This is a genomic window from Fulvimarina thalattae, from assembly GCF_040239565.1.
In the GTDB taxonomy this organism is placed as follows: Bacteria; Pseudomonadota; Alphaproteobacteria; order Rhizobiales; family Rhizobiaceae; genus Fulvimarina.
The window spans coordinates 107,383-126,968 of record NZ_JBEHWS010000002.1; the positions used below are offsets into that span (position 1 = coordinate 107,383).

The following is a 19,586-nucleotide window of genomic DNA, read 5'->3' on the forward strand; positions in this document are numbered from 1 at the left end:
TGGTAATCGGACTTTCGACGCCTTGCGGTCGTCCGTCCGGTTGCGCAAGCTGAGCGCGCGTGAGCGTCGGCGATTGGGAGAACGCCGTTTCGCGCAAAGAAACTTAGAGAACGCGAATACGGGAGGAACATCATGAGCGACACACTCGAAAGACCGAAGACCGACCAGAAAAGCGAAATCCGCAAGAAGACCGAAGCCTGGTTCGCCGATTTCGAAAAGGCGCTGGCCGCAGGCAATGCGGAGGCCGCCGCGAACATGTTCGCGGCCACCAGCTTCTGGCGCGACCTCGTCACCTTCACCTGGAACATCAAGACGGTGGAGAACCCAACCGGCGTGAAAGACATGCTGTCGGCAACCCTCGACCGGGTGCGGCCGAAGAACTTCCAGCTTTCCGACGAGCCGACCGAGGACGGCGGCGTCACCACCGCATGGTTCACTTTCGAGACCGATATCGCGCGCGGCGAGGGCCTTGCCCGGCTTCAGGACGGCAAGGCCTGGACATTCCTCACCGCCATGACCGAACTTAAGGGCCACGAGGAAAACCGCGGCAAGGAACGGCCGCTCGGTGCCGTCCACGGGCACGACACCGACAAGCTCAATCTTCGCCAGCGCATCGACCACGAGAAGGAGACGCTCGGCTACGAGACCCAGCCCCATGTGGTGATCGTCGGCGGCGGCCAGGGCGGCATCGCGCTCGGCGCGCGGCTTCGCCAGCTGGGCGTTCCGACCATCATCCTCGAACGCCGCGAGCGGCCGGGCGATTCCTGGCGCAACCGCTACAAGTCTCTCTGCCTGCACGATCCGGTCTGGTACGACCACCTGCCCTATCTGAAATTCCCGGAGAACTGGCCCGTCTTCGCGCCGAAGGACAAGATCGGCGACTGGCTGGAATTCTACACGAAGATCATGGAGCTCAATTACTGGGAGAAGTCGGAAGCGACTTCGGCCCATTACGACGAGGCCAAGGGCGAGTGGGTCGTCGAGGTCACCCGCGACGGCGAAAAGGTGACGCTGCGCCCGAAGGAGCTGGTCTTCGCCACCGGCATGAGCGGCAAGGCGAACATGCCGAAGCTTCCAGGGCAGGACACATTCAAGGGTGAGATCCAGCACTCCTCCCAGCATCCGGGACCGGACGCCTACAAGGACAAAAAGGTCGTTGTCGTCGGCTCGAACAATTCGTCCTTCGACATCTGCAGCGCGCTCTACGAGGCAGGTGCGGACGTCACTATGGTGCAGCGGTCGTCGACCCACATCATCCAGTCCGACAAGCTGATGGAGCACGGGCTCGGCGACCTCTATTCGGAGCGCGCGGTCGAGAGCGGCGTCGATACGCACACGGCGGACATGATCTTCGCGTCCCTGCCCTACCGCATCCTCCACGAGTTCCAGAAGCCGGTCTATGACAAGGTGAAAGAGCTCGACAAGGAGTTCTACGACGGGCTCGAAAAGGCAGGCTTCAAGCTCGATTGGGGCGATGACGGCTCCGGCCTCTTCATGAAGTATCTGCGCCGGGGCTCCGGCTACTACATCGATATCGGCGCGGCCCAGCTGATCATCGACGGCAAGGTGAAGCTCGCCTCGGGCCAGGTGAAGGAATTCACCGAGACCGGCATCAAGCTGGAAGACGGCACCGAGCTGCCGGCCGATCTCGTGGTCTTCGCCACCGGCTACGGCTCGATGAACGGCTGGGTGGAAGACTTGATCGACCGCGAGACCGCGCTGAAGATCGGCAAGGTCTGGGGCCTCGGCTCCGACACCACCAAGGACCCTGGCCCCTGGGAGGGCGAACAGCGCAACATGTGGAAGCCGACGCAGGTGGAACATCTGTGGATGCACGGCGGCAATCTCCACCAGTCGCGCCACTACTCGCTCTATCTCGCGCTCCAGCTGAAGGCCCGCTACGAGGGCATCCCGACGCCGGTCTACGGCCTGCAGGAGGTGCATCACGCGGGAATTTGAAGCTGCGCTGCAGCGCGGACGAATTCGCGGAAAGGGCTGGTCTTCGGATCGGCCCTTCTTTGTGTCTGGCATCCGAAAGGCGTCACACCGAAAAGTTCCCTTTACTTTGCCAGCGCAAATAATTTTTTATTCAGCACTTTGGGCGGGACAATCTTCGATAAAATACGACAAGAGAAAATACGATGGATCGCGGTGTCTCACTCACTTTATTGACCTTATTCAAAAGAATCTTGCAGCCGGACGGGATCACATCACACGTTACGGCGTTTTAATTTCCGAAATCACCGACGACCCGACCGAAGCAGGAAATAGCGCGGTCCCGCGCCGATGATGAAAACCGATCTCGAAAGGACCATGAGTATGTTTGGTTGGGCAATTCTGTTTCTCGTCGTCGCGCTCGTCGCGGCAGTTCTCGGCTTCGGCGGCATTGCTGGCACGGCAGTCGGCATCGCGAAGATCATCGCCGTCGTCGCGATCGTTCTCTTCGTGATTTCGCTGTTCATGGGCCGTCGCGGGCGCTCGCTCTGACGGGCACTTAGACAAGTGGAATAATCAATACGGCGCCAACCCGGCGCCGTATTATCTAGCTTTAGTATCGCCTATCCCAGTCGTCTCGCGCCCAATCAAATGATCGCGCGGCGCACCTTGGATGAGACCCACTCGCTGACGATCACGGTGCCGAGGATCATGATAAGGATCGTCGCCACTTGGCTCCAGGCCAGCGTGTTGAGCGAAGCCTGCAATTTCAGTCCGATACCGCCCGCGCCGACAAGGCCGAGAATGGTGCTCTCGCGGATATTGATGTCCCAGCGAAAGATCGAGATGCTCCAGAAGGCGGGCATGATCTGCGGGACGATGCCGTAGGTGAGTACCTGCGCGCCGCTGGCGCCGGTGGCCGTCACCGCCTCCACCTGACGTTCATCGATCTCTTCGATCGCCTCGTAGAGCAGTTTTCCGATAAATCCGATCGAACGAAGCGCGATGGCGACGATGCCGGCGAGCAGTCCCGGACCGATGATCGCCACCAACAAAAGCGCCCAGATCAGCGCATTGATCGACCGGGACGCGACGATGATGAAGAGGGCGATGGGCCTCAGGATCGTCGCTGAAGGCGTGGTGTTGCGGGCGGCGAGAAAGGCGACCGGCACGGCCATGATGACGCCGCCGACCGTTCCGAGCGTTGCGATGTTGATCGTGTCCCAGAGCGGCATAAGCAGTTCTGGAATGTAGGAAACACTCGGCGGGAACATGCGCGAGCCGATATCCGCCGCCTGACGCGGCGCGTCGGTGACGAAATACCAGATCGTGTCCGCCGTCATGATCTGCCAGCACCAGATGAACAGCGCGACGAGCGCCACCCAGCCGACCCACCTGACAAGCCGACTTTTCGGCGTGCGGTAGGTCCAGGTGTCGGAATAGTGCTGGATCTCGCTGAATTCGCTCACTGCAGATATTTCCGAATGGTGCTGGAGCCGTATTCGGCGATCAGGACGAAACCGATGATGATGAGCAGGATCGCACCGGCATCGTCATATTCGTAGCGGTCGATCGCCGTGTTGAGCGTCGCGCCGATGCCGCCCGCGCCGACGATGCCGATAACCGAGGACTCGCGGAAATTGATGTCGAGCCGGTAGAGCGACAGGCCGATAAGGCGCGGCATCACCTGCGGCTGAACTGCATAATTGACGAGTTGGAACCAGGAGGCGCCCGTCGAGCGGATCGCCTCGGCCTGCCGTGCGTCGATCTCCTCGATATCGTCTGCGAGGAGTTTGGCGAGGAAGCCGATGGTGGCGAACGAGAGGGTCAGGAAGCCTGCGAAGGGGCCGAATCCGAACATGGCGACGAGGAAGATCGCGATGATGATTTCCTGCAGCGCGCGGCTGACGGCGATGATGGAGCGGCAGACATAGTAGACCGGGGCCGGCACGAGATTGCGGGCCGCGCCGATGCCGATCGGCACCGAGATGAGGACGCCGACGACCGTGGAGGTCAGCGTCATCGTCAGGCTTTCGGTGAGACCACGCACGATCTCGTTCCATCGGCTGGTGAAGTCCGGCTGAAGGAAGCCCATGACGAAGCGCTGGCCGCGTTCGAGGCCGATATAAACGCGCTGCCAGTCGACATCGATCGAGAGGGAGGCGAGGATGAGATAGACGAGAATACCGCCATAGAGCGCATAGCGCGTGGTGCGGGTCGTGAAGACCTGCGGTGGCCGGCGCCAGGTTGTCGGATAATTCGAGGCGGCCGTTGTCATGCGATTTCGGCCATATGCCTGTCGGCCTCGGCGTCGGCCTCCTGCTTCTCCTCGTCATCCTTGCGCATCGTGTTCCAGTCTTCCGCGCCGTAGATCGTCGTCAGCGCGTTTTCGGTGAGATCATCCGGCGAACCATCGAACACGATCTCGCCGGCTCTGAGGCCGACAATGCGCTGCATGAACTGCTTGGCGAGAGGTACGTCGTGAATGTTCACAACGGCGGGAAGATCGCGTTCGGCGCAGATTTCGATGAGGAGACGCATGATCTGGCGGCTGGTCTTGGGATCGAGGCTCGCCGTCGGTTCGTCGACGAGGAGAAGCTCAGGTTCCTGCGCGAGGGCGCGGGCGATGCCGACACGCTGACGCTGGCCGCCGGAGAGGGCATCGGCGCGCTTGTCCACGTGGTCGATCAGGCCGACGCGGTCGAGAAGCTGGTAGGCCCGCTGGATGTCCTTGCCTGGATAGCGGCGCAGCCAGCTTCGCCAGAAGGAGACATAGCCGAGACGGCCGGAGAGAACATTCTCCATGAGCGTCAGGCGCTCGACGAGGGCGTATTCCTGGAAGATCATGCCGATGCGCCGCCGCTGGCGGCGCAGATCGGCGCGGCTGAGACCCGCAAGGTCAACATCGCCGAGGAATATCGAGCCGGATGTCGGTTCGACAAGCCGGTTGACGCAGCGAATGAGTGTCGATTTTCCGGCGCCGGAGGGGCCGATGAGGCCGAGGATCTGGCCCTTGGGCACGTCGAGCGAGACGTCGCGCAGGGCCGTGTCGCCGGTCTTGTAGGTTTTGTTGAGCCCTTCGATCCGCAGCATCCGCGATCCCGATATCTCCGCCGACGAAACTTACCGGCCCGGTTGAACATAACGAGCCGGCGGACGGATGAACCCGCCCGCCGGACAATCAGTGCGCGAAACGCGAATTACTGACAGTTATATTCGACGCCGTTGGCCTCGTCGATCTGACGGATGACGGACCAGTCGTCCTTGAAGGTGATCGGGATGAACTTGTCTTCGCCGTTCTTGCCGAATTCCTCGGCGAGCGCGGAGCCTTCCCAATCGAAGCTGAAGAACGCTTCCTTGATCTTTTCCTGAAGCTCCGGCTTCAGATTGTAGACCATGCCGTAACCCGTCGTCGGAAAGGTCTCCGAGGTGTAGACGATCTTGAGCTGATCTTCGTTGACGACATCGCGCTCGATCATGCGAGCCTTCACCGAATTCGCGATCGCGGCGGCATCGTAATCCTTGTTCGCAACGCCAAGGATCGAGGCGTCATGCGCGCCGGAAAAGGTCGTCTGGAAGTCCTCGCCAGCATTCAAGTCGAACTCCGACTTGAGGATCGCGGAGGGGGCCTTGAAGCCGGAATTCGAGCTTTCGGAGGTGAAGGCGACCGTCTTGCCCGCGAGGTCGGCCGGCTTTTCGATGCCGGAATCCGGATAGGTGATGATCTCCATCTCGTAGCCGAAGGAGCCGTCCTCGGACGCCATGATGGTGAAGGGACGGAAGCCGGCGCAGGCGACGGCGAGCGGGTTGCCGCCGGTGTTCACGCCCGCAATGTGCAGGCGGCCGGCGCGCATCGCCTCGATCTGCGCGGCGTTGGACTGAACCGGAAAGAACTGAACGTCCTTGCCCGTCGCCTCGGCGAGATGATCGAGAAAGCCGGCCCAGGCCTCCTGATAGACCGCCGGATCCTCGACCGGCGTATAGGAGAAGATCAGCGTATCGGGATCGATTTGTTCCGATGCGTCTTCCGGAATATCCGCGATCAGATCGCCGTCCTGATCCTGATACCGATCACTCAACGTGAAATCAGCGTGCGCCGGATAGGCGAGTGTGACAGCCGCGATCGCCGCGATGGCTAGCGTTTTCATGGTTTCTCCCATTTTCATTCAAACCGCGCCGTCACCTAACGATGCCGTATGACACCACTGTAACAGTTTGGCCTCCCACGAAATCAGATAGCATTGTCGGGAAGCGGAGTCAGCATCGCGGGGCGAGCATGGCGCCGGCGCGCCGTTTCACAAGCGAATTTGGGCCGTGGAATCGATGGGAAGCCAGTGGAGACCGGAATGTCTTTATCCGGACGAATCGGCGGCGAACCCATGCAAACCGGTTGACTTCCGCCGGCCAAACTTGTTGGCCTTGTCGCCATGTGAGGGAGTTCGAGAATGGCGGGCAAGTCAAGCCGGGAGGTCGAGGATGGCCGAAAGCATCTGGTTCAATGCCTGGGCCAGATCGCAGTCGGCGACAAGGCCGCGCTGAAAGAGCTTTATGATCGCACGCAGGCGAAGCTTTTCGGAATTGCCCTGCGTATCTTGAACGACCGGCGGGAAGCCGAAGACGTTCTTCAGGACGTCTATCTTTCGGTCTGGATGAAGGCCGCCGATTTCGACCCCGGCCGCGCGAGTCCGATCACCTGGCTCGCGACGATCGCGCGAAATCGCTCGATCGACCGCGTCCGGCAGATCGGCCGACGCGACGAGAAAGACATCGACACGGCTCCCGACGTCGCAGACGATACGCCCGACGCATTCGCTCAATTGAGCGCGGAGGACGATCGAAAGCGGCTGGATTCGTGCCTCGAAGAACTCGACGAGAGGACGGGCCAAGCCATTCGCACCGCGTTCTTTGGTGGACGGACCTACCAAGAGCTCGCGGATAAAGCCGAGGTTCCCCTCGGCACCATGAAGAGTCTCATCAGGCGCGGCCTGATCAAGCTGAAAGGATGTCTCTCCCAATGAGCGACACTCAGGATCAGCCGGAGGCAAGACCGGATGTGGCGGCGGAGTACGTCGTCGGCGTTCTCAATGGTGCCGAACGACGCGAAGCCGAACGCCGGATGCGCGAAGACGGCGCGTTCGCCTCCAGCGTCGTCTGGTGGGAGAACCGGCTCGCGCCGCTGATTTCCGAAATCCGCAGCGTCGAGGCCTCCTCCGTCGTGTGGGATCGGATCAGCGCCGATATCGACCGGATCGCGCGGGTGAGTGCCACCTATCGGGCCCGGTCCGAGCAGTCGACCAAGAAGAAATCAAAGGGTCTTGGCGGGGTTTCGCCGATCTGGCGCACGCTGGCAGGTGCAAGCTCACTACTGGCCGTGGGCGCGCTTGCCGCGCTGGCGATCCTCGTTCCACCGCAGGAATTTGGACCCGGCACGCCGGGAGACCAGACGACCCTCGCCGCGCGCCTCGCTTCCGATGCGGGCGAGACCATCTTCACGGTGGTCGTCGATCTCGAAAGCCGGACCGCGACGCTCGTTCCTGTCGACGGCATTAGCGATCAGGACCGCGTCCCAGAGCTGTGGCTGCTCGAGCAGCAGGCTACAGAACCCCGTTCTCTCGGCTTGATCCAAGCTGGCGAGCCGCTGACCCTTCAGCTTCAGGAGATCGGCGAGAACGCCATTGGCGGAACCGTCGAAATTTCGCTCGAACCTCCGGGCGGTTCGCCGACCGGTCTTCCCACGGGCCCTGTCGTCGCCATCGGCTCGCTCGACCGAATCTGATCGGCACGAGGACCTTCGCTCGCACCGCATGCCGATCGAGCTATTCAAGGTCCTTGTGCTCCGGGTTCGAGACGGCGTCTGAATCTCGCGCTTCTTCCGAACGTTACGCGAAAATTTTCGCACAGCACGCCTCGCTCGCGGGCTTCGTGCCGCTATGCTTTGGATAAGAAAACACCCGCAAAGGGTTGAGCCGGTCTTGGGTAGGCGGCCGGCAAAGCGTTGGGAGGCGCTGCGACATGAAAGAGAAGACGCCCTTTTTCTATTCGGGGATGACCGTTCCCTTCGTTCTCCTCGTCACCTGCTTCGCCGCCTGGGGCATCGCGGCGAACATGACCGATCCACTGGTCAACGTCTTCTCGAAGATCTTCTCCATGTCTGCGCTGCAATCGGCCTTCGTGCAGTTCGCCTATTACGGCGCCTATTTTCTGCTCGCCCTCCCCGCAGCCTTCATTACGAGGCGCTATTCGTACAAGACCGGCGTTCTCGTCGGGCTCGGGCTCGCGGCGGTAGGGGCATTCATGTTCTATCCGGCGAGCATCTGGATGACATACGGTCCGTTTCTTGCAGCCCTTTTCGTGCTGGCGGCCGGGCTTTCGGTGCTGGAGACGTCGGCCAACCCCTTCGTCATCGCCATGGGGCCGGAGGAGAACTCCACCCGGCGGCTGAACTTTGCCCAGTCCTTCAATCCGGTCGGCACCAATATCGGCGTTCTTCTCGCCGCGACGCTCATCCTGCCGCAGCTCAATCCGGCGAGCCAGTCGGAACGGGCGGAGATGGCGCCTGAACGGCTCGAACAGATTCAGCAGGCCGAACTCAGCGCCGTGATGACGCCCTATGTGGGCATGGCCTGCCTGCTCGTTCTCATCTGGATCGGCATCGCGCTTTCGAAGGTGCCGAAGACGCGCGACGACGAGGCCGGCATCTCGACCCTCGATTTCAGGCCAACCATCAAGCGGCTGATGAAAAACCGGCATTATCGCTTCGGCGTCATCGCCCAATTCTTCAACGTCGCGGCCCAGACCTGCACCTGGACCTTCACGATACAGTATTCCCAGGCGGCGATCGGTGCGAGCGAGTCCGAAGGCGGGGCCTGGCTTCAGGCGAGCCTCATCGTCTTCCTGATCTCGCGCTTCGTCATGACCTATCTCCTGGGTTTCTTCCGGCCGTCCCTGCTACTCTCGGCGATGGCCGTGCTGGGCGTGGTCCTGTGCCTCTATGCCGTACTCGTGCCGAATCTCAGCGGCGTCATCGCGGTGATCGGGCTCTCGCTCTGCCTGTCGCTGATGTTCCCGACGATCTACGGCATCGCGCTCGAAGGCCTTGGCGAAGATACCAAGTTCGGCGCGGCGGGGCTCGTCATGGCCATTCTCGGCGGGGCGCTTCTGCCGCTCGTCCACGGCGCGACGATGGACGCCTTCGGCGCGACGACCGCCTATATCGTGCCGGCGGTCTGCTTTGCGCTCGTGGCGGCATACGGCATCTTCGATCTATCGGTCAGCCGACGGAAGCACGGAGGTCGTGTCTTAGGCACAGAAGGATGAAGCTTGCGTGAAACGACCCATGCATTGAGGCATGGGCGATTCCCATCTCGGCGAATTGTGGTCTGGTGCGCTCAGCGTCATATTGCGGTGCAACAGAGACAGAAAGCCAGCAATGGAGACCACCGATGCTCACGAGCTTTACCGCAATAGACCACAACAAGCTGAAGCAGATCGACGAGAACGCTGATCGCCTCTCCGGCGAACCGAGAACCCGCATCCGCTTCTCGCTTCTTCCGCACCGGATCGCGGCGCGCAACGCACGCTGATGAAGCACATCGGCTGAGATTTCCGGCCGATACGCGTAAGATCAGATCGATCCGGCTTCGACCATATAGTTGTTGGCCGTGCACATCGCCGCATCGTCCGATGCGAGGAAAAGCACCATTCGCGCCACGAAGACCGGCTCGATGAGATCGGGCAGGCATTGGTTCTTCCGATGGGCCTCGATGGCATCCTCCGTGACCCAGAGCTCCTTTTGGCGCTCGGTCATGATCCAGCCCGGCACGACGGTGTTCACACGGATGCGGTGAGGACCGAGATCACGCGCAAACGCGCGGGTCATGCCGTGAACGCCGGCTTTCGCGGTCGTATAGACCGGCATGCCGCCGGCTTTTTCCCACCAGGAATTCGAGCCCATATTGACGATCGAGCCCTTGCCGGCCTCGATCATATGCGGCGCTACGGCCTGCGTCGCAAAGAACATATGCCGGATATTCGTCGCGATGCGCTCGTCGTAATAGTCCGGCGTCACGTCCTTCCAGTCGTGGCGGTCGTCGCGGGCGGCGTTGTTGACGAGGACGGACGGGGTGCCGATGCGATCGATCAGAGCATCGAGCGCCGGTTTGATGGAGGCAGCGTCGCGCAGATCGCAGAAGGCGAACTCGACTGACGACCCGAGTTCCGCCGCAAGCGCTTCACCGCCCTCCCGATCGAAATCGAGAAAGCCGACCTTGCTTCCCTGATCGGCGAAGGCCCGCACGATCTCGGCGCCGATACCGGACGCACCACCCGAAACAAGGACGGCCGCGCCTTCGAGGCTCGGATACTTAGCGAATTTCATCGGACTTCCCCCATGCCGGCGCCGGTCGAGCAATTCGAGCGACGCGAAGGGTTCTATCGGACGAAGCCGCGTTTCGTCCATCGCATGAACGACGCTGTTGTCGAAGGTGAGAAGCCGGACCGGCCGCTCGCACTGCCTACATTCCGAAAATGCTCTCCAGCAGGGACGGATTGCGCACCCGGCCCTGAACGCTGACGCCCGGAGGCGGAGGTGTATCGAACACCCGGCCGCGACCATCGGCCGTCCGCTGGCCTCCTCCGACATCTTCCGGCGGAATCTGACCGGCCGGCGCATAGTACGGATCGCCGTTCGGGTCCATGGACGGATCGTAGAAGCCACCGTTGGATCCGTCGGCCACCAGCGGCTGCTGCGGTCCGCCGATCTCGTAGCCACCCGGCAACGGGGACGCGGGAATACCCTCGTGAGCGGCGGTCATGAATTTTTTCCACGCCTCGGCCGGCAATGAACCACCGGTGACCTGACGCATCTTCGCGCCGTTGTCGTTGCCGAGCCAGACGCCGGCCGTCAGGTTCGAGGTGTAGCCGACGAACCAGGCGTCCTTGTAATCGTTCGTCGTCCCGGTCTTTCCGCCCGCTTGCCAGCCATCGAGCTGCGCACGGCGCGCCGTGCCGCTATTGACGACGCCCGAGAGCATCGCGTTCATCATCGCCACCGTATCGGGATCGACGATGACCGGCGGGACCTCCGCGCCGCGCTCCCAGATGATCTTTCCGTCTTCGCTCGTCACGCGATTGACGAGGTGTGGCTTGGCCTCGTAGCCGCCGTTCGAATAGGGCACGAAGGCGTCCGTGAGCTCCAGTAGAGAGACTTCAGACGTGCCGAGCGCGATCGCGGCGTTATCGGTGATCTCCGACTTGATGCCCATGCGGTTGGCGGTTTCGATGACCGAGGCTGGGCCGACGGCGTCGATCAGCTGCGCGGCGATAGTGTTAAGCGATTTCTGGAGAGCGACCGCGAGCGTCACGGGACCACGATATTTGTTGTCGTAGTTCGACGGCGTCCAGTTGCCGATCTTCACCGGCGCGTCGTTGAGGACGGTCTCCGGCCGCCATCCCTGCTCCATCGCCGTCTGGTAGACGAACGGCTTGAAGGAGGAACCCGGCTGGCGGCGCGCCTGGAAGGCACGGTTGTACTGGCTTTGCGAATAATCGACGCCACCGACCAACGCACGGATCGCGCCAGTGCCGTCGATCGCAACGAGCGCGCCCTGCGAGACGTTCTGGGTTGCGCCGTTGACGGTCTCCTTGATGACCTTCTCGGCGGCCTTTTCCAGATTGAGATCGATCGTCGTTTCGACGATCACGTCTTCCTTCACTTCGCCGATGAGGTCTTTCAGGTCGTCCATCACAACGTCGGCGGCATAGTTCTCCGCGCCGCTCCAGAAGCTCTTGGCCTTGGTCGGCTCTTCGGCCTTCGCGGATTTGTATTCCGCCTCCGTGATGAAGTTTTCCTGGCGCATCGCGGCAAGCACCACGTCCGCCCGCTCCTTGGCCGCTTCCGCATCCCGCGCCGGGGAGAGGCGCGAGGGCGCCTTGAGAAGCCCTGCGAGAAGCGCCGCTTCGTGAAGATCGACCTCCGCCGCACTCTTGTTGAAGTATCGCCGAGCAGCCGCCTCGACACCGGTCGCGCCGGAGCCGAAATAGACCCGGTTGAGATACATCTCCATGATCTGGTCTTTGGTGAACTTATGCTCGAGCCAGACGGACAGAATGGCTTCCTGTATCTTGCGCTGGAGCGACTGTTCGGGGCTGAGGAAGATGTTCTTGGCAAGCTGCTGGGTGAGCGTGGAGCCGCCCTGCACCGTGGCACCCGCCTGATAGTTCTCGACCGCGGCGCGCGCGATACCGATCGGATCGACGCCGAAATGCTCGTAGAAACGGCGGTCCTCGATTGCCATCACCGCCTGCGGAATCCACGGGCTCATCTCGTCGAGAGCCACTTCCTTGCCGCCCGTCAGGCCGCGATTGGCGATCATGCGCCCATCGACAGAGACGATCTTGACGTTGGGCGGCCGGTCAGGGATCGCCCAGGCCTCGTTCGGGAGCTTGACCGCGAAGTAGCCGAGCAGGACGGCAAGGCCGAGCGCGCCCCAGACGGCGAGCGTAAAGGTCATCTTGACGAGATGGCCGAAGAACGACCGTCTGCGCCGACCGTTGCCTCCGCCGCTATTGCCTCCGCCGCCCGAACCGGAGCGGCTAGCCTTGGGATTCGACCGGCCGAAGCCGAAGAAGGAACGGCGCTGCTTGGGGGCGGGCTTGGATTTCTTGCGCGCGCGGTCGTTCGCGGCCATCGGCACGGCGCGATCGTCCGCGGTCACACGGAAATCGTCGCCGTTCTGTTTTTCGAAACCGCCATCGAAACTCGGTTCGATCCGTTCCTGCCGTTTGGCCGCCATCAGCGTGGCCCCCACTTCTCAATCGATGCGATACTGCTTACCGTTCCAACCGGTGCACGGACCTTGAGACGCGTTGCGCCGGCCCGATCGCTTCCCCTCGTCCACCCTTCGCAGCGAGACGGGGTTTTCCGTTCGATGCGCCCCTGAGGCGGACGCTTTCCTTTCCAAACTTTAAATGCGGCGATTTAACGGGACCTGAACCAAATGTGGCACGCAGGGCCACATTGGGGCGGTCTTCCCTCTCTTGCTGTCCATGAATTTCGAACGCTGTTGCGCCGCAACCTTATTGGAAGCGAGGGGTTCGACTCAGCGAATTCAGTGTCGGAATATTGGAGCGAGCATGCATATCGATCTTAGCGGAAAGACGGCCCTTGTCACCGGATCGACTGCGGGCATCGGCCTTGCGAGCGCGATCGGCCTTGCGAAGGCCGGAGCGAAGGTCATCATCAACGGGCGTGGGTCGGATCGCGTCGAGGATGCCGTCCGCAAGGCGGTGAATGCCGCGCCGGGCGCGGACATAACCGGCATCGCGGCGGATCTTTCGAACGCCGAAGGCGTGAACAAGCTCGTCGATGCCGCTGGCGAGGTCGATATCCTCGTCAACAATGTCGGCATCTTCGGGCCGCAGCCGTTCTATGAGGTGGACGACGAGACGTGGGAGAAATTCTTCCAGCTCAACATCATGTCGGGCGTGCGGCTTTCGCGTAAGCTACTGCCGAAGATGACCGAGAAAGGCTGGGGTCGGATCGTGTTCCTCTCCTCGGAATCGGCGCTGAACATTCCAGCGGATATGATCCACTACGGCTTCACCAAGACGGCCGTTCTCTCGCTGTCGCGCGGCCTCGCCAAATTCGCCGCAGGCACGGGCGTGACGGTGAATTCGGTTCTTCCCGGCCCGACCTATTCGGAGGGTGTCGAGGCGATGCTCGAAGACATGGCGAAGGAGAAGGGTATCTCCATCAAGGATGCCGGCGTCGAATTCGTCAAGTCCGAACGCCCCTCCTCGATCATCCAGCGGCCGGCCGAGGTCGAAGAAGTGGCCAACATGGTCGTTTATGCCTGCTCGAAGGAAGCGTCGGCGACCTCGGGTGCCGCCCTGCGCGTCGACGGCGGCGTGGTCGACTCGATCGTGCCGTAAGCGCTCACGTTTCTTCGCTAATAAGGAAAGGCCCCCCGAGATCCGCTCGGCGGGCCTTTTTGTTTGCGTGAGGGCTCGGATCGAGGCAACTCAGAGCTTCGCGAAATCCGCGATATCGTTCAAGAGGCGGTCCTGGCTCGTATAGTGCAGGCCGTGCGGCTCGCCGTCATAGGCCTTCAGTTCGGCGCCGGAGAGCATGTCCGCGGCCTTCTTCGCAGAAATCTCGAAAGGCACGATGCTGTCGCTGGTGCCGTGAATGACGAGGGCGGGAACGTCGAACGCTTTCAGGTCCTCGCGGAAGTCCGTCTTGCCGAAGGCGTGGACGCAGGCGATCGTCGCGCGCAGGGAGCCCATCATCGCGAGCTGCTGTGTCCAGTTCAGATAGTCCGGCGAGACGGCATCCGAGCCATCGTCCACACCGTAGAACTGCTTGCCGAAACCGGCGAGGAAGCCCGGCCGATCCTTGTTGAGTTCCGCAATGAAACTGTCGAAGGTCTCTGTCGGCAGACCGTCCGGGTTGCTGTCGTCCTTCGCCATGTAAGGCGTGACGGCGGAGACAAGAACGGCCTTGCCGACACGCCGGCCCTTCGGCTGATGGCGAGACATGTAGCGGGCCACCTCGCCGCCGCCCATGGAGAAGCCGACGAGGACGGCGTCTTCAAGCTGGAGAAAGTCCATGATGGTGGCGAGATCGTCCGAGAACGTATCGTAGTCGTAACCAGACGCCGTCTGTTCGGAGCGACCGAAGCCGCGGCGATCATAGGTGATCACGCGAAAGCCGCGCTCGACGAGCTCGTTCGCTGTGTAGGCCCACATGTCGGCATTGAGCGGCCAGCCATGTACGAGGACGATCGGCCGCCCCGTTCCCCAGTCGTTGAAAAACAGGTCGACGTCGTCATTGGTGGTCAGGAAGGGCATTTCGAACCTTTCGGCGGAATTTGCAGTCGGTTCAAAATGCAGAAAGGCCCCGCATCGTTGCGGAGCCTTCCTGTGAAAGGATCATTAATGTGTGCTCGGCCCCGAACGGCCTGAAGCTCTACCAGAGATCAAGCGAGAAGCGCTTGGAGATGCCGACGCCGAAATAATACTGGTCCTCGTCGCCTGCCTTTTTCGTGATCGGCGAGTCGGCCGCGTCCCCGACGAGACGATCCCAGGACGCATCGGCGGTGACGAAATAGTCGGTGAAGATCTCGTAGCGCGCCTCGGCGGCAACGCCGACGCTGGTGAAGCCGCCATCGGCCTTATAGACATCGAAGCGGCCGTTTGATCGTGCGAACTCGGTCGGGCTGACCGAGAAATAGTCGTCGACATAGTCCGAATCGGCGAAGCTCGCCGTCGGACCGGCCTTGAGGGTCAGTTGCTCCGTCGGACGCGCGATGAGGTTCGCGCCGACATCGCCGGTAAAGCCCTCGGCACCGTTGAAGGCGTAGCGAAGCGCGCCGTAGACCTCGGCATACTCCCATTCGTAGCCGGCCTTGATGCCGAGCTCATAGGTCTCGTCCACGGGATCGAGGCCGCGCAGATCGCGGAACTCGGACGGGTCGCGCTCGCCGATATAGTTGAACGACGGGCCGATCGAGAGACCGCGTCCATCGCGGCCGCCGAAAGAGCCGATGCCGGGAATGTTCAAATATTCGACCGAGGCGATGCCGTAGACCGAAGCCATATAATCGTCGGAGCTCAGATATTCCGGCTGCAGCGCGCCTCCGATTCCGAGTTCGAAGACGAAATCGGTATCGCCATAATCATAGGCGGCCGGTGCCGGCGGGGCCGGGTTCGGCTCATAGGGCGTATAGACGTCCGCCGCGCTGGCCTGGATTGCCGTGGCAAGTAGGATCGCGGTGACCGAGGCGGCGAGACGCATGCGCATGTCCTGATACTCCAGCTTGCAGCGCTTCTTCGTGGCTGGCACGCGCCGAAGCTTTTGTGCTTCGTGTCACGGGCAAGTCGCTGCTTGAATTTCAAATTGAATCGGAAGGGGCCGGAGCGCAATTCACACAGGGTCTAAAAACGTGTTCTCAACGAGGCTTTGCGTCGACCCGTTGCAGCGAGGGCACAAGTCGTTACCGACCGGTAAAGATCGGGTTGGGGGATACGGCAAATTTCTTCACCGATAGGGCGGGATTTTTCACCTGCTCAAGCCTTGCGCGGGGCCGTTCGCACTTGCGAAACGATGCCTGCCGCAGCAATGTAGCGCGACAATTCCGGCGGGACGCAGACGATCGTTGCAGACCGCCAGCAATATCAGGGAGTCGCCCGCGTGCCCATTCGTAAGATCCTCGTCGCCAACCGCTCCGAAATCGCCATCCGCGTCTTCCGCGCCGCCAACGAGCTCGGCATCAAGACGGTCGCGATCTGGGCCGAAGAAGACAAGCTGGCGCTACACCGCTTCAAGGCGGACGAGAGTTATCAGATTGGCCGTGGTCCGCATCTCGACAGGGATCTCGGACCGGTCGAGAGCTATCTGTCGATCGAGGAGGTAATCCGCGTCGCCAAGCACGCCGAGGTGGATGCGATCCATCCTGGGTACGGCCTCCTCTCCGAAAGCCCCGAATTCGCCGATGCCTGCGCCGAGAACGGCTTTATCTTCATCGGCCCGTCCGGCGACACCATGCGCAAACTCGGCAACAAGGTCGCCGCGCGCAATCTTGCGCTTGAAGTCGGCGTTCCCGTCGTGCCTGCAACCGAGCCGCTCCCGGCCGACATGGGCAAGGTCCGCGAGATGGCGGAGGCCGTCGGTTATCCACTGATGCTCAAGGCCTCTTGGGGCGGCGGCGGGCGCGGCATGCGCGTCATCCGCTCCGCCGACGAACTCGAACGCGGCGTGACCGAAGGCAAGCGCGAAGCGAAGGCCGCCTTCGGCAAGGACGAGGTCTATCTCGAAAAGCTGGTCGAGAAGGCCCGCCACGTCGAGGTGCAGATCCTCGGCGACACCCACGGCAATGTGGTCGATCTCTTCGAACGCGACTGCTCGATCCAGCGCCGCAACCAGAAGGTCGTGGAGCGCGCGCCGGCCCCCTATCTCAACCACGAGAAGCGCCGCGAACTCGCCGGTTACGCCCGGCAGCTGGCCGACGCCACGAGCTATGTGGGTGCCGGCACGATCGAATTCCTGATGGATGCCGACACCCAGGAATTCTACTTCATCGAGGTCAATCCGCGCATTCAGGTCGAGCATACGGTCACCGAGGAGGTGACCGGCATCGACATCGTGAAGGCGCAGATCCACATCCTCGACGGCGAGAAGATCGGTGAGCCGGCCTCGGGTGTTCCGAAGCAGGAGGACATCAAGCTCAACGGCCACGCCCTTCAGTGCCGCATCACGACGGAAGATCCCGAGCACGAGTTCATTCCGGACTATGGCCGAATCACCGCTTATCGTGGCGCGACCGGCTTCGGCATCCGCCTCGACGGCGGAACGGCCTATTCGGGCGCGGTGATCACGCGCTTCTACGATCCGCTTCTGGAAAAGGTCACCGCCTGGGCCCCGACAGCCCAGGAGGCGATCCAGCGCATGGACCGTGCGCTCCGCGAGTTCCGTATCCGCGGCGTCGCGACGAACCTCACCTTTCTGGAAGCGATCATCTCGCATCCGCATTTCCGGGATAATTCCTACACGACGAAGTTCATCGACCAGACAAAGGAGCTGTTCGAGCAGACCAAGCGCCGCGACCGCGCGACCAAGCTGCTGACCTATCTGGCCGATGTCACCGTCAACGGTCACCCCGAGACCAAGGGCCGGCCGAAGCCGTCGGCAGATCACGCCAAGCCGGTGGTGCCGCGCTTCGACGCCCCCATCGTCGACGGCACGCGCCAGACCTTCGAGAAGCTTGGTGCCGAAGGCTTTGCAAAATGGCTGAGCGAGCAGAAGCAGGTGCTTCTCACCGACACGACGATGCGCGACGCGCACCAGTCGCTGCTCGCGACCCGCATGCGGACTCACGACATCGAGAAGATCGCCGAGTCCTATTCGCGCGGTATGCCGAACCTCTTCTCGCTCGAATGCTGGGGCGGTGCGACCTTCGACGTCTCGATGCGCTTCCTCACCGAGGACCCGTGGGAACGGCTTGCGAAAATTCGCGAGAAGGCGCCGAACATCCTTCTCCAGATGCTGCTGCGCGGCTCGAACGGCGTCGGCTATACCAACTATCCCGACAATGTCGTGAAGCGCTTCGTGGCTGAAGCCGCCAAGGGCGGGGTCGATGTCTTCCGCGTATTCGACTGCCTGAACTGGGTGGAGAACATGCGCGTCTCGATGGACGCGGTCCTCGAATCGGGCAAAATCTGCGAGGGCGTCGTCTGCTATACCGGCGACATCTTCGATCCCGAGCGTTCGACCTACGACCTCAAATACTATGTCCAGAACGCCAAGGAAGTGCGGGACGCCGGTGCCCACATCCTCGGCGTCAAGGATATGGCCGGCCTGCTGAAGCCGGGTGCCGCTAGAGTTCTCTTCAAGGCGCTGAAGGAAGAGGTCGGCCTGCCGATCCACTACCACACGCACGACACCTCGGGCGTTGCGGCTGCGACCGTGCTCGCCGCGATCGACGCCGGCGTCGACGTGGTGGATGCGGCGATGGACGCGCTCTCCGGTAACACCTCCCAGCCCTGCCTTGGCTCGATCGTCGAAGCGCTGAAGCATTCCGACCGTGATCCGGGCCTCGATGCCGAGGCGATCCGCCGGATTTCCTTCTACTGGGAAGCGGTGCGTAACCAGTATGCTGCCTTCGAGAGCGATCTGAAGGGACCTGCCTCGGAGGTTTACCTTCACGAGATGCCGGGTGGCCAATTCACCAACCTCAAGGAACAGGCCCGCTCGCTTGGTCTTGAAACCCGCTGGCATCAGGTCGCCCAGACCTATGCGGACGTCAACAAGATGTTCGGCGACATCGTGAAGGTGACGCCCTCCTCCAAGGTCGTCGGCGATATGGCGCTGATGATGGTGAGCCAGGACCTCTCCGTGTCCGACGTCATGTCCGGCAAGGACATCTCCTTCCCGGATTCGGTCGTCTCGATGATGCGCGGCGATCTCGGACAGCCGCCGCAAGGCTGGCCGAAGGACATCCAGAGCAAGGTGCTGAAGGGTGAAGAACCCACGACGGCCCGGCCCGGTTCGCTGCTGAAGGACGCCGATCTCGATGCAGAGCGCAAGACGATCGAGGAGAAGCTCGGCCGCAAGGTGAGCGACCAGGACTTCGCGTCCTACCTCATGTACCCGAAGGTCTTCACCGAATTCGCCAAGACCATCGAGAATTACGGCCCCGTCTCGATGCTGCCGACGCCGTCCTATTTCTACGGCATCGAGCAGGACGAGGAGATCCTCGTCGATCTGGAAAAGGGTAAGACGCTCGTCATCCGCTGCCTCGGCTTCGGTGAGACCGACGAGAAGGGCGACCGCACGGTCTTCTTCGAGCTTAACGGCCAGCCGCGCCGCGTGAAGGTGCCGGATCGCGCCCATGGTGCTTCTGGCGGTGCCGCGCGTCCGAAGGCGGATGCGGCGAACGAGAACCATGTGGGCGCGCCGATGCCGGGCGTCATCTCGACGCTCGCCGTGTCAAAGGGCCAGGAAGTGAAGAAGGGCGACGTCCTCCTCTCCATCGAGGCGATGAAGATGGAGACGGCGATCCACGCCGAAAAGGACGGCAAGATCGAGGATGTCCACGTCTCGGCGGGATCGCAGATCGACGCCAAGGACCTTCTGGTGGTCTACGCCGCCTGAG

General features: G+C 62.0%; 16 protein-coding genes. 8 read left to right on the forward strand and 8 right to left on the reverse strand.

The window, feature by feature from the left end; all coding sequences use genetic code 11:
- Nucleotides 1-132 precede the first annotated feature (132 nt).
- On the forward strand, nt 133-1,959 hold the full coding sequence (locus ABRA89_RS03495; protein WP_349940068.1) for a flavin-containing monooxygenase: 1,827 nt from the start codon (nt 133-135) through the stop codon (nt 1,957-1,959).
- 360 nt (nt 1,960-2,319) lie between these two features.
- The gene (locus ABRA89_RS03500; protein WP_349940069.1) at nt 2,320-2,487 is read left to right on the forward strand and encodes a DUF1328 domain-containing protein; all 168 of its coding nucleotides are present in this window, start codon (nt 2,320-2,322) and stop codon (nt 2,485-2,487) included.
- A gap of 95 nt (nt 2,488-2,582) precedes the next feature.
- Here ABRA89_RS03500 and phnE (ABRA89_RS03505) read toward each other — a convergent pair whose 3' ends face one another.
- The 4 genes from phnE (ABRA89_RS03505) to phnD all read right to left on the reverse strand — a co-directional run bounded on the left by phnE (ABRA89_RS03505) (nt 2,583) and on the right by phnD (nt 6,083).
- Nucleotides 2,583-3,386, reverse strand: a complete 804-nt coding sequence (phnE, locus tag ABRA89_RS03505; RefSeq protein ID WP_349940307.1) for a phosphonate ABC transporter, permease protein PhnE — start codon at nt 3,384-3,386, stop codon at nt 2,583-2,585.
- A gap of 14 nt (nt 3,387-3,400) precedes the next feature.
- Nucleotides 3,401-4,213, reverse strand: coding sequence for a phosphonate ABC transporter, permease protein PhnE (gene phnE / locus ABRA89_RS03510; protein ID WP_349940070.1), 813 nt, complete (start codon nt 4,211-4,213; stop codon nt 3,401-3,403).
- Entirely contained in the window at nt 4,210-5,028 is an 819-nt protein-coding gene (phnC, locus tag ABRA89_RS03515) for a phosphonate ABC transporter ATP-binding protein (protein ID WP_349940071.1), read from the reverse strand. The genes phnE (ABRA89_RS03510) and phnC overlap by 4 nt, the downstream gene beginning before the upstream one ends.
- Before the next feature lie 107 nt (nt 5,029-5,135).
- Complete coding sequence (gene phnD / locus ABRA89_RS03520) at nt 5,136-6,083, reverse strand: phosphate/phosphite/phosphonate ABC transporter substrate-binding protein (protein ID WP_349940072.1); 948 nt, start codon at nt 6,081-6,083, stop codon at nt 5,136-5,138.
- Between the two features lie 297 nt (nt 6,084-6,380).
- Between phnD and ABRA89_RS03525 the strand changes: the two genes are divergently transcribed.
- The 4 genes from ABRA89_RS03525 (at nt 6,381) to ABRA89_RS03540 (ending at nt 9,518) form a co-directional block, all read left to right on the forward strand.
- Nucleotides 6,381-6,953 carry a sigma-70 family RNA polymerase sigma factor gene (locus ABRA89_RS03525; RefSeq protein WP_349940073.1) on the forward strand — a complete coding sequence of 191 codons (573 nt, stop codon included), beginning with the start codon at nt 6,381-6,383 and terminating at the stop codon, nt 6,951-6,953.
- On the forward strand, nt 6,950-7,711 hold the full coding sequence (locus tag ABRA89_RS03530; protein WP_349940074.1) for an anti-sigma factor: 762 nt from the start codon (nt 6,950-6,952) through the stop codon (nt 7,709-7,711). Before ABRA89_RS03525 ends, ABRA89_RS03530 begins: the two co-directional genes overlap by 4 nt.
- Before the next feature lie 236 nt (nt 7,712-7,947).
- Nucleotides 7,948-9,252, forward strand: a complete 1,305-nt coding sequence (gene fucP / locus ABRA89_RS03535) for an L-fucose:H+ symporter permease (protein ID WP_349940075.1) — start codon at nt 7,948-7,950, stop codon at nt 9,250-9,252.
- Between the two features lie 125 nt (nt 9,253-9,377).
- Nucleotides 9,378-9,518, forward strand: coding sequence for a hypothetical protein (locus ABRA89_RS03540; RefSeq protein ID WP_349940076.1), 141 nt, complete (start codon nt 9,378-9,380; stop codon nt 9,516-9,518).
- A gap of 41 nt (nt 9,519-9,559) precedes the next feature.
- Here the strand turns inward: ABRA89_RS03540 and ABRA89_RS03545 are convergent, their stop codons facing one another.
- Nucleotides 9,560-10,312: an SDR family NAD(P)-dependent oxidoreductase gene (locus ABRA89_RS03545; protein WP_349940077.1), complete on the reverse strand. Its 753-nt coding sequence runs from the start codon at nt 10,310-10,312 to the stop codon at nt 9,560-9,562.
- A gap of 136 nt (nt 10,313-10,448) precedes the next feature.
- Entirely contained in the window at nt 10,449-12,728 is a 2,280-nt protein-coding gene (locus tag ABRA89_RS03550) for a transglycosylase domain-containing protein (protein ID WP_349940078.1), read from the reverse strand.
- 340 nt (nt 12,729-13,068) lie between these two features.
- Between ABRA89_RS03550 and ABRA89_RS03555 the strand changes: the two genes are divergently transcribed.
- Complete coding sequence (locus ABRA89_RS03555; protein WP_349940079.1) at nt 13,069-13,866, forward strand: SDR family NAD(P)-dependent oxidoreductase; 798 nt, start codon at nt 13,069-13,071, stop codon at nt 13,864-13,866.
- A 90-nt stretch (nt 13,867-13,956) separates the two neighbouring features.
- On the opposite strand, the gene ABRA89_RS03560 is transcribed toward ABRA89_RS03555, so the two are convergent.
- Both ABRA89_RS03560 and ABRA89_RS03565 read right to left on the reverse strand, forming a co-directional pair.
- The gene (locus ABRA89_RS03560) at nt 13,957-14,784 is read right to left on the reverse strand and encodes an alpha/beta fold hydrolase (RefSeq protein ID WP_349940080.1); all 828 of its coding nucleotides are present in this window, start codon (nt 14,782-14,784) and stop codon (nt 13,957-13,959) included.
- 118 nt (nt 14,785-14,902) lie between these two features.
- Entirely contained in the window at nt 14,903-15,778 is an 876-nt protein-coding gene (locus ABRA89_RS03565; protein ID WP_349940081.1) for a MipA/OmpV family protein, read from the reverse strand.
- 348 nt (nt 15,779-16,126) lie between these two features.
- Here ABRA89_RS03565 and pyc point away from each other — a divergent pair, with 348 nt between their 5' ends.
- On the forward strand, nt 16,127-19,585 hold the full coding sequence (gene pyc, locus ABRA89_RS03570; protein ID WP_349940082.1) for a pyruvate carboxylase: 3,459 nt from the start codon (nt 16,127-16,129) through the stop codon (nt 19,583-19,585).
- Nucleotide 19,586 lies beyond the last annotated feature (1 nt).

Excerpts from the sequence above, each read along its gene's own strand:
- ABRA89_RS03495 (WP_349940068.1), top strand. The coding sequence starts at position 133 with ATGAGCGACACACTCGAAAGACCGAAGACCGACCAGAAAAGCGAAATC.
- ABRA89_RS03500 (WP_349940069.1), top strand. The coding sequence starts at position 2,320 with ATGTTTGGTTGGGCAATTCTGTTTCTCGTCGTCGCGCTCGTCGCGGCA.
- phnE (WP_349940070.1), bottom strand. The coding sequence starts at position 4,213 with ATGACAACGGCCGCCTCGAATTATCCGACAACCTGGCGCCGGCCACCG.
- phnC (WP_349940071.1), bottom strand. The coding sequence starts at position 5,028 with ATGCTGCGGATCGAAGGGCTCAACAAAACCTACAAGACCGGCGACACG.
- phnD (WP_349940072.1), bottom strand. The coding sequence starts at position 6,083 with ATGAAAACGCTAGCCATCGCGGCGATCGCGGCTGTCACACTCGCCTAT.
- ABRA89_RS03525 (WP_349940073.1), top strand. The coding sequence starts at position 6,381 with ATGGCGGGCAAGTCAAGCCGGGAGGTCGAGGATGGCCGAAAGCATCTG.
- ABRA89_RS03530 (WP_349940074.1), top strand. The coding sequence starts at position 6,950 with ATGAGCGACACTCAGGATCAGCCGGAGGCAAGACCGGATGTGGCGGCG.
- fucP (WP_349940075.1), top strand. The coding sequence starts at position 7,948 with ATGAAAGAGAAGACGCCCTTTTTCTATTCGGGGATGACCGTTCCCTTC.
- ABRA89_RS03540 (WP_349940076.1), top strand. The coding sequence starts at position 9,378 with ATGCTCACGAGCTTTACCGCAATAGACCACAACAAGCTGAAGCAGATC.
- ABRA89_RS03545 (WP_349940077.1), bottom strand. The coding sequence starts at position 10,312 with ATGAAATTCGCTAAGTATCCGAGCCTCGAAGGCGCGGCCGTCCTTGTT.
- ABRA89_RS03550 (WP_349940078.1), bottom strand. The coding sequence starts at position 12,728 with ATGGCGGCCAAACGGCAGGAACGGATCGAACCGAGTTTCGATGGCGGT.
- ABRA89_RS03555 (WP_349940079.1), top strand. The coding sequence starts at position 13,069 with ATGCATATCGATCTTAGCGGAAAGACGGCCCTTGTCACCGGATCGACT.
- ABRA89_RS03560 (WP_349940080.1), bottom strand. The coding sequence starts at position 14,784 with ATGCCCTTCCTGACCACCAATGACGACGTCGACCTGTTTTTCAACGAC.